Annotated in this window: 10 protein-coding genes; all 10 read left to right on the top strand. The window is 47.7% G+C overall.

Translation table 11 applies throughout. The annotated features are described in order from the left end of the window. The first annotated feature begins 2 nt into the window (after positions 1-2). Complete coding sequence (locus tag HQN90_RS30785) at positions 3-1,514, top strand: NADH-quinone oxidoreductase subunit NuoN (protein ID WP_173226280.1); 1,512 nt, start codon at positions 3-5, stop codon at positions 1,512-1,514. Positions 1,515-1,717: 203 nt separating this feature from the next. Further along, on the top strand, positions 1,718-4,246 hold the full coding sequence (locus HQN90_RS30780; protein WP_246362921.1) for a S8 family peptidase: 2,529 nt from the start codon (positions 1,718-1,720) through the stop codon (positions 4,244-4,246). 20 nt (positions 4,247-4,266) lie between these two features. Beyond that, complete coding sequence (locus tag HQN90_RS30775; RefSeq protein ID WP_244209196.1) at positions 4,267-4,527, top strand: DUF1146 family protein; 261 nt, start codon at positions 4,267-4,269, stop codon at positions 4,525-4,527. 197 nt (positions 4,528-4,724) lie between these two features. Continuing rightward, on the top strand, positions 4,725-6,044 hold the full coding sequence (murA, locus tag HQN90_RS30770; protein ID WP_173226355.1) for a UDP-N-acetylglucosamine 1-carboxyvinyltransferase: 1,320 nt from the start codon (positions 4,725-4,727) through the stop codon (positions 6,042-6,044). A 736-nt stretch (positions 6,045-6,780) separates the two neighbouring features. Next, positions 6,781-7,833 (top strand): stage II sporulation protein D, encoded by a 1,053-nt coding sequence (spoIID, locus tag HQN90_RS30765; RefSeq protein ID WP_173226278.1) that lies wholly within the window; start codon positions 6,781-6,783, stop codon positions 7,831-7,833. Between the two features lie 82 nt (positions 7,834-7,915). Next, positions 7,916-8,641 (top strand): M23 family metallopeptidase, encoded by a 726-nt coding sequence (locus tag HQN90_RS30760; RefSeq protein WP_173226276.1) that lies wholly within the window; start codon positions 7,916-7,918, stop codon positions 8,639-8,641. 175 nt (positions 8,642-8,816) lie between these two features. Beyond that, positions 8,817-9,107 carry a sporulation transcriptional regulator SpoIIID gene (spoIIID, locus tag HQN90_RS30755; protein WP_079417016.1) on the top strand — a complete coding sequence of 97 codons (291 nt, stop codon included), beginning with the start codon at positions 8,817-8,819 and terminating at the stop codon, positions 9,105-9,107. 166 nt (positions 9,108-9,273) lie between these two features. Beyond that, positions 9,274-10,275, top strand: coding sequence for a rod shape-determining protein (gene mreB / locus HQN90_RS30750; RefSeq protein WP_079417018.1), 1,002 nt, complete (start codon positions 9,274-9,276; stop codon positions 10,273-10,275). Between the two features lie 35 nt (positions 10,276-10,310). Next, positions 10,311-11,204 carry a flagellar hook-basal body protein gene (locus tag HQN90_RS30745; protein ID WP_173226274.1) on the top strand — a complete coding sequence of 298 codons (894 nt, stop codon included), beginning with the start codon at positions 10,311-10,313 and terminating at the stop codon, positions 11,202-11,204. A 23-nt stretch (positions 11,205-11,227) separates the two neighbouring features. Beyond that, on the top strand, positions 11,228-12,094 hold the full coding sequence (locus HQN90_RS30740) for a flagellar hook-basal body protein (protein WP_173226272.1): 867 nt from the start codon (positions 11,228-11,230) through the stop codon (positions 12,092-12,094). The last annotated feature ends 18 nt before the right edge of the window (positions 12,095-12,112 follow it).

Here is a 12,112-nt window from a genome sequence, read left to right as displayed (position 1 = left end):
CAGTGGAACAGCTTCGACTTCATGCTAACGATTTAGTGCATCTGCTCCCTGAGCTTTCGCTGGTTGTCACCGCGATCATCCTATCTCTCTTGGATTTAATTCTGCCGAATAGGATGAATCGCTCCATCATCGGATGGTTGACACTGGTCGGCATCGCGGTTTCTGCAGTATTCGTCATTCTTCAGTTGAATCCGGCAGAACCCTTTTCGCTGCTCAATCAGAGCTATCGTGTAGATGATTTCTCAAATCTGCTTAAATTATTTACGTTAACGGGGACCGGCCTTATCGTCTTGATGAGCCTCAGCTTCATCAAAGAAGATGCGATCCCGCACGTTGGGGAGTATTACTACTTCTACCTGCCTGCCGCGCTTGGTGCTATGATAATGTCATCGTCAGGTGACTTGATTACGTTGTATGTAGGGTTAGAACTGCTAAGCATCACCTCTTACTTGATGGTTGCCATGAAGAAGAAAGATGCGCAGTCCAACGAAGGGGCTTTTAAGTACTTGGTTATGGGGGGGATATCCTCCGCTATTATCCTGTATGGCATGTCCTTCTTATACGGAATGACGGGTTCCAGCAATTTAATGGAGATTGGCATCGCACTTCCATCCCTTGTGGCTTCTTATGAACCGCTGCTTTATGTATCATTCTTCCTACTGCTGGCCGGTTTTGGTTTTAAAATCGCAGCAGCGCCGTTCCACAGCTGGGCACCGGATGTGTATCAAGGCGCTCCGACGCCGGTGACAGCTTTCCTGGCTGTCGTGTCCAAGGCTGCCGGCTTTGCTATCCTTTTCCGAGTATTCTACGTATTGTTCGGATTTAGCAACTTCGAGGGAAGCAACATCCAATCCGATGTGTTCCTGGCTATATCCGTAATGGCCGCCATCGCGATGGTGACCGGTAACTTCATTGCCCTGAAGCAAACGAATATGAAAAGATTGTTGGCTTACTCAGGGATCGCCAATGCCGGGTATTTGCTAGTTCCAATTGGAACGTACTTCTCCGGTACGCATTACGCGAACTTTTCTGAATTTATTTTCTACCTGATCGCGTACTTGTTTATGAACATTGGTGCTTTCGCCGTGTTGATGATTATGGAGCAGGCAGAGGGACATACGGAAGCCAAGGGCTTTGGCGGTATGTATTATCGGGCTCCCTTAACCGCCGTTGCCATGGTTTTGATCGTACTGTCCTTGGCTGGTATCCCTGTTTCGGGCGGCTTCTTCGGAAAGCTCTATATCATCTTGGGAACGATGCAGACCAAGCAATATTGGCTCGGGTCTCTGATGATTCTGACCAGTGTAGTTTCTCTGTATTACTATTTCGGCATCGTGCGTCAAATGTTCATGCGCAGCGACTATGAGCCTGCTGAAGTCAAGGTTTCGGTCCCGCTCGGCATAACCGTATGGTTGTGTGCGCTTGTTGGCTTGGCTTTAGGCTTTGTGCCGCATATCGTGCTGAAGGGTATTGAATCCATCTTCACGTTGACGAAGGATTTTATAATTAAATAAGTGTTTGCAATAAGACCTTCCCCTAAGCAAGAAATTGGGGGAGGTTTTTTGTGTTTACAGAACATCCATCATCTACATGAAAAAATATTTCCAAAAATCTGAACTTTTTGCGACGAAAAACCGTTATATGTATCGAGAAGGCGGGTAATGTGGTATAGATAGAGAAGGAAAAAACCATTAAGAGATAAAGGACCTGTGATGACATGAAATTAATGCGGCACCTGTGGTTCATTTTCCTGATGATGCTCACCTTGGAACTCACAGGGATGGCAATCAAAGTAGAGGCAGCCTACCCCCTATCGACGGATCCCATGAGGGTAAAACAAACCTATCTGGATATGATTCATATCGATCAAGCATGGGCTGCAGCAGGGGATAACCGAACACCGATTGTTGTCGCTGTCGTTGATACAGGTGTTGATCTTACACATCCTGATCTTGTAGGAAATTTGGTGGACGGCGTGAATTTGCTTCAGCCCTCCAAGAAGCCATATGATGATAATGGACATGGAACGAACGTAGCTGGCATCATTGCGGCTTCATTCAATAACGATAAAGGGATTGCTGGCATTGCGCCCAATGCAAAGATTATGCCAATAAAAGCGCTGGAAGCCGACGGCACAGGCGGCGAGGCGAAGCTGGGTGAAGGAATTAAATATGCGGTAGATCACGGAGCGAAAATTGTTGTTCTCTCCCTAGGGCTGAATAAATATTCGGACTACTTGGCAGGCGTCGTGCAGTACGCGGAGGATCACAATGTGCTCTTGGTTGCCGCTGTCGGCAATGAAGGCACGAGTGTGAAATACCCGGCGGCGTATCCAACGGTTCTGGCTGTTGGAGGTGTCACTGGGAATAAGCAGGCAGATTCCCGATCCAATTTTGGGCCTGAGCTGGATCTGGTCGCACCCTGGGATGTGTATACCACCGCGCTTGGAGGCGGTTATCAGTATCAAGACGGAAGCTCGATGTCAGCGCCACAGGTAGCTGGAGCGGCTGCTTTGGTCTGGGGGAAATACCCCGGAATGAGCGCTTACCAAGTACGCTCGCAGTTGGAGCAGACAGCCGAGGACCTCGGTCCGACGGGTTGGGATGAGAAGACGGGATACGGCCTTCTGCAAGTGGACTTGGCACTGACACAGCCCTACAATGAAGATCGCTTTGAGCCTAACAACACCCAGAATCAAGCAGCCAAGCTTCCTATTCATACGGCTGTTAAGGCCGCACTGACCTCAGCGCAAGATGAGGATTGGTTTGCTATTGATGCGGCTTATGATGGGTTTATTGAAGTCTCGCTCCATAATTCGGATAGCGCTGGGATCCGTGTGCGTTTTGACTCAGGTGAAACATTCATTTCCAATAGCAGTACGGACAGCAGCAAGCCTTTCCGGGTAGCCGTGACGAAGGGACGAACGTATGTTCAGCTTCAGACCGTTGACCGTACAACCAAAACAGCCATTAATTACTCGCTCTTAACGGACTTTATCATTTATAAAGATCCTTTTGAGGACAATGATAAACAGTACAAAGCGTTTGCCTTGCCCGCGCGCAGCCAAACGCTTCGCGGCACTTTTGATAAAAAAGATGATCTCGATTGGTTCGTAATTAATCTGGAGCATTCGGGTACGATGCGTGTTAAACTGTCTGTCGATACCGGACGAATTGATCCGATGCTGCTCATTCAGAAGGAAGGCGAGAAATCGATTACGATTGATCAGGGTGGAGATGGCGCCATCGAGATCAGTCCGCAAATGGATGTGTTTCCCGGGCAGTATTACATTCGTGTCAGCAATGTGAAGGATTATTCTGGACCGATTACAGGAGAATACACGTTAGAAATTGAATATACACCTAAGCTAATTGATCCCAATGAGCCGAATGATAAATCGTATCAAGCTACATTTGCCGCAATGAATTCGGTTTATGAAGGTTTGATGCATACGAATGATGACGTCGATTGGTTCGAATTCCGTATGACCAAAGACGGCTTGGCACAAATACGGTTAACGAACATTCCGACATCGCGTATCATGTACGCTACGTTGTACGACAGCTCCTTGAAGGAACAAAACTTTTACCGGAATGAGTCAGGTATTGATCAATTGTTCATCGAGAAGACGCTTAATGCGGGGACTTATTATATTAAGCTTCAAGCAAACCAATGGTTTATGAGTCAAATGTATCGGTTAAAGATAAATAGCTATGCACTCATAAGCGGCTTTGCCGATATCGAGGGGCACTGGGCGCAGGCGGCAATCAGCCAGCTAACCGAACAAGGTGTCATTAGCGGCTATGGCAATTACCGATTTGCTCCGAATCAGCCGATTACACGCGCTGAGGCGGCGACAGTACTAACACGTGCTTTGAAGCTGACTAAGCGGAAGGAAGTAAGCTTCGGTGATATGAATAGTTCGCACTGGGCTTATGACTATGTGGCTAAGGCTGTTCAAGCAGGGATTGTAACAGGTTACCCGAATGGCACCTTTGGACCAGACCGTACTCTTACACGTATGGAAATGACACAGATGCTGGCCAGCAGCATGAATATGACAGGGAAGAAGCGGGGCAATTCGCCCTTTACGGATGTGGATGATTCTTACTGGGGAATTGGCATTCTGAAGCAAATGTCGGCTGATGGGTGGGTAGCTGGCTACGCAGATGGTACCTTCCACCCCGATGAGCAAGCTACCCGTGCTGAATTCGTTACCCTGCTTGCTAAAGTAGTAAATCGATAATCTACAAAAAGGAGCGGCCTATGGGAGAAACAGATAAATGGAATGAAGCGGCCAAGTATGCTTCAATGATGAATATGGTCGACATTGTTGTCTATATCTTGTGTATAGGTTTAGCTTGGTGGGCACTTCAGGCATTCCGTTTCGATGTCCTGCTCAAAAGGCCAAAGGCAGCTCAAGCGATTATGCTTCAAATCCTGCTTTCCATTGGGCTTGGGCATCTGGTTGCCAGTTTTTTCATTCAATATTTGGGTTTATCCATGGGCTTTGGGAAGATGTTTTAATTAGATTTTTCGAATAATGCGTTAATTAGTTGTCAACAATGGTAATAGAACGGATCGAAAATCGGGATCCTATTCGAACTCTATGTAGGTGCTTGCGAATACCAAAAGAACACAGTTGTAACAGTATGGGTTGAAATGATAAACTTAGGAAATGTGCAAAACCTTGTAATTTAAAATAAGTGCGCGGAGGGACCATGATGAGCAAAATTATCGTCCGCGGTGGCCGAAAGCTAGCTGGCAATGTGAAAATCAACGGAGCAAAGAATGCGGTTCTGCCGATTATTGCGGCTTCCATTCTGGGGTCGGAAGGTGAAAGCGTCATCCATGATGCGCCTCCCCTTGACGATGTACTAGTCATTAATAAAGTTTTACAGAGCTTAGGCATTGAAGTGGAATACGACCGTCAGGTTATTCGTGTTCGCGCTCAGAACATCAACACATGTGAAGCCTCTTATGATCTGGTTCGTAAAATGAGAGCTTCCTTCCTCGTGATGGGCCCTTTGTTAGCCAGACTGGGTCAAGCGAGAATTTCGCTGCCAGGCGGCTGTGCGATCGGCACAAGACCGATTGATCAGCATCTCAAAGGCTTCGAAGCGATGGGTGCCGATATTGAATTAGGTCAGGGATATATCGAAGCCAAGGTAAAAGGACGCCTCAAGGGCGCCAAAATTTACTTGGATGTGGCCAGTGTTGGAGCAACGGAGAATATCATGATGGCAGCTACGCTTGCTGAAGGCACAACCATCATTGAAAATGCAGCCAAAGAGCCTGAAATTGTCGATTTGGCCAATTATTTGAATGCTATGGGTGCTACCATTCGTGGTGCAGGTACGGGTGTTATTCGTATAGAAGGCGTAGAAAAGCTATGTGGAGTCGTACATACGGTTATTCCAGATCGAGTAGAAGCGGGTACATATATGATCGCCGCAGCGATTACGGGCAGCGAGCTGTACATGGAGGGCGCAATTGGCGATCATCTCCGACCGGTTATTTCTAAAATGCAAGAAATGGGCGTTGTCATCGAAGAAGATGAAAACGGTATTCGCGTTCGCGCTTCGGGACCACTCCGTGCCGTTGACGTGAAGACGCTGCCGTATCCCGGCTTCCCTACCGATATGCAGTCGCAGATGATGGCGCTGCTTATGGTGGCCGACGGCACGAGTCTTGTAACCGAGACCGTGTTCGAGAACCGGTTCATGCACGTGGAGGAATTCGCGAACATGAATGCTCACATCAAGGTCGATGGCCGCACGGCTATCGTCAGCGGCAACGCTAAGCTGCAGGGCGCGAAAGTCTGCGCAACCGACCTGCGTGCAGGGGCAGCGCTTATTCTGGCAGCGCTGGCAGCTGAAGGTGAAACGGAGATTACAGGCGTTCACCATATTGACCGCGGGTACGTGGACATCACGGACGTTCTCCGTGAGCTTGGTGCCGATATTCATAGATCGGTGCCGCAAGAAGTCGAACAGGAAGCGGCGGATTTAGGTTTCTTCAACATTCAGCCGACGCTGGCTTAAATAAAGAGAGGGCTGTCCCATAAGTAGATAAACCTACTTGAGGGACAGCTTTTTTTGTTGGGATTCGGAGAGGCTCGGTCGTGACTATTCTAAACTTACTATGCTTCTCGATTACCGGCAGTTCAGATTTGTACCTTGTAGCCTGGCATAAACTGGCCGCTCCGCGTACGCCGATCTTTTTCATGCGTATACATGTAGCATCCGGATCTATGTAGCTATTACAGGTTCTGATAATCTCTTGATGAGCCTCCTACTTTCGAGCTCTAGCTCCAGATGCTTTCTCTAAACCTGCAATAATGCATCTTTTTTGCTCTTGGAACAGCCTCAACGATTAAATGCCTGCGTTTGTGCAGGTTTTTGAGGCTTTTCTTGGATGAGCGGCTGAAAAAGATGAAAATACCTGCACAATTGCAGGAATTTCCACTTTTTAACCGAATTCGCCCGGAAATTCCTGCATTTTCGCAGGTTTTTACACTTGGGTGAACTAAACTGATCTGATCTGAGACCCCTTAATCCCGCGTGGAGCTGTAAAGTAATCAACTATAGACGCTCACACACTTAACTTCGCTTATGGGTCAGTCTCTTTTTTGCATTTGGAAGATTAACGTATGCCCTCTCCTCTCGCCCCCTCCCCCATCTACCGCTCTACCTTGTTCTATTCTAGCAAATCCTCTCATAAGCTAAGTCATACCAAAATACCTGCTAGTAAACGCGCTTATGGAGGCTGTTCAGACCTATGTTCAAGAAAAAACGCGTGCTTAACCACAGGGTCATCCTCTGGATGGCTGTTTGCTTGTCTTCGATGTTATGCGTCACTATGTTTGTGCCTATGCTGCTAGTCAAGAAGATTCCTAATGGCGACGCGGCAGCCCCTGTGCAAGTAGCGACGGATGGATCACTGCAGGAGACGATTACCGCGCAAGGCTTAATGATTCCCGTGTATTTAACGAAGAAGGCGATGGTTGAGACCGTGCCGCTGGAGCAGTACGTGAAAGGTGTTCTCGCTGCGGAAATGCCGGTTGAATTCGAGCTGGAGGCTCTGAAGGCGCAGGCCATGGCAGCCAGGACGTATGTTGTGCGTAGAGTCATAGAAAAGGACTACAGCAATATGCCGGTGAATGACGCCCTTGTGACGGATACTACCGCGCATCAAGCCTATCTGACAGAGCAAGAGCTGAAAGAGAAGTGGGACAAGCGTTCGTATGAGGCGAATATGGCTAAGATTGATAGAGCCGTGAATGAAACCAAAGATATGATTCTTACTTATGAGCATAAGCCTATCAATGCCACTTTTTTCTCGACAAGCAATGGGTATACAGAGAATTCCGAGGATTACTGGCCGTTTGAGAGTCCCTATTTGCGCAGTGTGCCTAGCCCTTGGGATGTGAAGTTATCTTCGCGCTATCAAGAAACCGTTGAAATCACCTACAAAAATATGCTTCAAAAGCTCGGGGTTACGAGTATTGCTACGACGGGCACGAATGCCAAGGCGATGAAAGTGCTGGAATGGTCTGCCGGTCATCGGATTAAGAAAATGACGATCGGTGGTAAGACATTCTCCGGGCGTGAAGTAAGAGAGAAGTTGGGTCTAGCATCCTCGCAGTTCGATTGGAAATGGTCCGGCTCGAAAGTCGCGATTACAACCTATGGATTCGGTCACGGCGTTGGTATGAGTCAATGGGGGGCCAATGGTATGGCGAAGGAAGGCAAAACGGCCGAGCAAATCGTAACCTACTATTACACCGGCATCTCTATTGAAAAAGCGGCTCCTTTTATCCAAAAATCTTAATCTGATCTTGTCTCTATAAAAATATCTTTCTTCAAGTATAAAACCTTTAAAAGTGTCAAGAATGGTTGATGAGGTGATAACCATGAGTGATCAAAACAAAGGTTTTCAAAAAGAAGAAGCTCCTAAAACTGTTCAAGGAGCACAAGGTAGTCCATCTGCATGGAAGAGGTTGCTTGCTAAGAAGTGGGTATTCCCAGCAACGTATGTGGCGGCAGCAGCAATTATCTTAACCTTAATGTGGGTGTACCAGGACATCGGGACCAAGTCAGTCAGCCAAGATCTGGGCATTAAGGTTAGCAGTACAGACAAATCGACGAACGCACCGGATGGGGCCGTTGCCGTTAATGCGCAGCCTGAGACTATCCAGTGGCCTGTCAAAGACAGATCGCTTGTCGACGTTTCAATTCCTTTCTACGACACCAATGCAACCAATGATGTGAAGCAGGCGGCTATGATTCAATATAACGATCAACTGACGCCGCACTCCGCGATTGACTTGAAAGCCAAAGATGGCGCGGCATTTGATGTCTTGGCTGCTTTGAGCGGCAAAGTAACAGCCGTCGAGCAGAATCCGGTGGTTGGCAGCCTGGTTGAGATTACCCACAGCAACGGTCTGATCAGCGTGTACCAAAGTTTATCTGACGTGAAGGTTGCCAAAGGTGCAGAAGTGAAGAAAGGCGACGTTCTCGCCAAGGCAGGCCGCAATGAGTTCGAGAAAGAGGATGGCGTGCATTTGCACTTCGAAGTACGCCAAGCCAGTGACAATGCAGCGGTTAATCCCGAGACGCTCTTGAACGCGAAACAGTAATTGCTGGCATCCAAACAGCTACATAGATAGGGGCAGCGGGTACATCCTGCTGCTTTTTTGTATTGATTTTGAAAATAAATATGGGAATTGGGCTTGTCAGGCTTGGTTACGTAGAATATCTAGTCATGCCCCTCATATACTTTACCAAACTATCTCGAGTAGGGAGGCGAGGGGAGTGCACGATTACATCAAAGAGCGAACCATTAAGATTGGTACCTGTATCGTCGAGACCAAGAATACGGTTCGCACCATTGCTAAGGAATTCGGCGTTTCCAAAAGCACGGTGCATAAGGATTTGACGGAAAGATTGCCGGAAATCAACCCGGACCTGGCCAATCAGGTGAAGCACATTTTGGAGTATCATAAATCCATCAGGCACCTTAGAGGAGGAGAAGCGACGAAGATTAAGTATCGCAAGACACGAAACCCGAAGCTTTCCGATAACTTGGTCACAGTTAAATCCTAAAGAACTGCTTCATCCCGGCCGCTTCCTGAAACTGGACATGTCGAAATTTCACGGAAAAAGAGGAATTAATGCAATTGCAACGAATTTAGCTTATAATTAGAAATATCTATAAAGAGCGCCGATTCTTCACGGGATGGACGGTAGATTTAGGGAGGATTAACTTGAAATGTTAAGCAAGGATATTGGAATAGATCTCGGCACGGCAAATGTGCTTATTCATGTGAAAGGACGCGGCGTCGTACTCGATGAGCCTTCCGTAGTTGCCATTGAAAGCGATACGAAACGCGTACTTGCTGTAGGAGAAGAAGCTTTCCGCATGGTTGGTAGAACTCCCGGCAACATTATTGCGATTCGCCCATTAAAAGATGGCGTTATTGCGGACTTTGATATTACGGAAATGATGTTGAAGCATTTTATTGCCAAAGTAGGGGGCAAGAACTGGTATTCGCATCCTAGAATTCTGATCTGCGCCCCTACCAACATTACCTCGGTCGAGCAGAAGGCGATCCGCGAAGCAGCTGAGCGCAGCGGTGCCCGAGAAGTATTCATGGAAGAAGAACCTAAGGCAGCGGCTATCGGTGCCGGCATGGACATCTTCCAGCCTAGCGGCAACATGGTTGTAGATATTGGTGGAGGGACGACGGATGTTGCCGTATTATCCATGGGCGACATCGTCACCTCCTCCTCCATCAAGATCGCAGGCGACAAGTTCGATATCGCGATTACGAAGTATATCAAAAATAAGTACAAGTTGCTCATTGGTGAACGGACAAGCGAAGACATCAAGCTGAAAATCGGAACGGTATATCCACATGGCAGAGATCAAGAGATGGATATTCGCGGTAGAGATATGGTATCCGGCTTGCCACTTACGATTACGATCCATTCCAGTGAAGTACAAGAAGCTCTGTGGGATCCGGTTTCCTCCATTGTTACAGCAGCGAAGAGTGTATTGGAGCGAACACCTCCCGAGCTTTCGGCAGATATTATCGACCGTGGTGTCATTCTGACAGGCGGCGGAGCATTATTGCATGGGTTAGATCAATTATTGGCAGACGAGCTGAAGGTTCCTGTCTTAATCGCGGAAGATCCGATGTCTTGCGTTGTTAAAGGAACAGGCATCATGCTTGACAATTTAGATAAAGTATCCAAACGCAAATTCAACTAAGCCAGCTAGGCAACAAACTACCCAAGAGGTGAAATATGTTAAGAGGACTATATACCGCGGCGGCCGGCATGATCTCCGAGCAACGCAGGCATGATACGATTACGAATAATATTGCGAATATCAATTCGCCCGGCTTTAAGCAAGGGAATTCATTGTCACGTTCGTTCCCGGAGATGCTCATTTCGACCATTCGCGGTGGACAAGGCGCTTCGACAGCTCCGCTTGGGAGAATGAGCTTAGGGGTATTTGCGGAAGAAAACATTTCTATTCATACACAAGGGGATTTGCAAGAAACACAAAATCCCTTCGATTTCGCACTAGTCTCGAATATTCAATTGCCGGGCATGACCTTTGATGCGACAGGCAAATATGTAGGTCCGGACGGAACGCGTACGTTTCAGCCGCAAGCTCTATTTACGGTACTGAATGAGAATGGCGAACAACGTTACTCTTTGAATGGGAAATTCACGGTGGACACGACAGGTCAGCTTGTGAATGCGAACGGCAATCAAGTCGTGGGCCGAGATGGACAACCTCTTCTCCTCATGGATGGAGCGGGTCAACCAATTCGTTCCTTCAAAGTGACGGACAAAGGTGAATTCCTTGACTCGAATGGTCTTCCGCTGCTGAATGCGGCAGGACAACCTATCGGATTAATGCTTTCACGCGCCGAGAACCCGAATCTTCTGCTGCGTGAAGGGAATGGGATGCTGCGGATTAATCCAGGCGATGAAGCGACGGTCACACAGGTTGCTGTAGGCGATCAAGTTGAGGTTCGCCAAGGGTTTATTGAGCGTTCTAACGTAGATTCCGCTCAATCGATGGTGGATATGATGTCAGCGGCTCGTGCTTATGAAGCCAACCAGAAGGTCATTCAGTCTTATGATAAAAGTATGGACAAAGCTGCAAATGAAGTAGGGCGCGTTTAATCTAGCTTGCGAAGGAGCCAGCCATGAACAATTCCATGATTAACTCATCGGTATCCATGCACAGCTTACAGCAAAAGCTGGATATTCTCTCTAATAACATAGCAAATGTGAATACGAACGGTTTTAAGAAGAAGGAAGCTTCATTTGAGGACGTTCTAACGAACGTGAAAGCACAACCGGAAGGATTCCGTCAGCAAGGACGCTTTTCTCCGCTTGGTTTCAACCAAGGGTGGGGTTCTAAGCTGGTGCAAATTCAAACGAATTTGGCACAGGGGCCAATTCAACCTACAGGCAATGCAACCGATTTTGCGATCCAAGGAGATGGATTGTTCGAAGTATCGGTCAGCACAATCGACGCGAATGGCAATCCTGCATTCCAGCCGTCTTGGACGCGCAATGGGGCGTTCAGTTTAACACCGGATACAACGGGCGGCACGGTACTTTCGACCAAAGAAGGTCACTTCGTCACAGGGATCGATGGCAACCCAATTCATGTACCAACCGGCTTCAGACCAGTGGTTGAATCGAATGGTACGGTTAACGGCTATAACGAGCAGGACCCTGCTGCTGCACCTATTCGAATAGGTCAGATCAAGCTGGTTCGGGTTGTACGTCCACAGCTTCTCCAAGATATTGGGAATAACCTGTATGCACTGCCTAATGGGATTACCGCTGCAGAGAAAGCCAACATTTTGCAAGATGTGAATGGCGGTCTCGACACATCGAATAATCGCGTAACCCTTATGCAAGGGTTTCTGGAGCAATCCAACGTGACATTAGCCGATGAAATGACCGATCTGGTTATCGTGCAAAGAGCGTTACAACTCAATTCCCGTGCTATCACATCTTCGGATCAGATGATGAATATGGCGAATAACTTGCGCGCCTGATCGTAGAAAGGGAGGGAT

Source organism: Paenibacillus alba, from assembly GCF_013204855.1.
In the GTDB taxonomy this organism is placed as follows: domain Bacteria; phylum Bacillota; class Bacilli; order Paenibacillales; family NBRC-103111; genus Paenibacillus_E; species Paenibacillus_E alba.
The sequence above is the reverse complement of the archived record's forward strand: the minus strand, read 5'-3'. Positions and strand labels throughout refer to the sequence as shown.

Excerpts from the sequence above, each read along its gene's own strand:
- spoIID (WP_173226278.1), top strand. The coding sequence starts at position 6,781 with ATGTTCAAGAAAAAACGCGTGCTTAACCACAGGGTCATCCTCTGGATG.
- mreB (WP_079417018.1), top strand. The coding sequence starts at position 9,274 with ATGTTAAGCAAGGATATTGGAATAGATCTCGGCACGGCAAATGTGCTT.
- HQN90_RS30775 (WP_244209196.1), top strand. The coding sequence starts at position 4,267 with ATGGGAGAAACAGATAAATGGAATGAAGCGGCCAAGTATGCTTCAATG.
- HQN90_RS30740 (WP_173226272.1), top strand. The coding sequence starts at position 11,228 with ATGAACAATTCCATGATTAACTCATCGGTATCCATGCACAGCTTACAG.
- murA (WP_173226355.1), top strand. The coding sequence starts at position 4,725 with ATGAGCAAAATTATCGTCCGCGGTGGCCGAAAGCTAGCTGGCAATGTG.
- HQN90_RS30745 (WP_173226274.1), top strand. The coding sequence starts at position 10,311 with ATGTTAAGAGGACTATATACCGCGGCGGCCGGCATGATCTCCGAGCAA.
- HQN90_RS30760 (WP_173226276.1), top strand. The coding sequence starts at position 7,916 with ATGAGTGATCAAAACAAAGGTTTTCAAAAAGAAGAAGCTCCTAAAACT.
- HQN90_RS30780 (WP_246362921.1), top strand. The coding sequence starts at position 1,718 with ATGAAATTAATGCGGCACCTGTGGTTCATTTTCCTGATGATGCTCACC.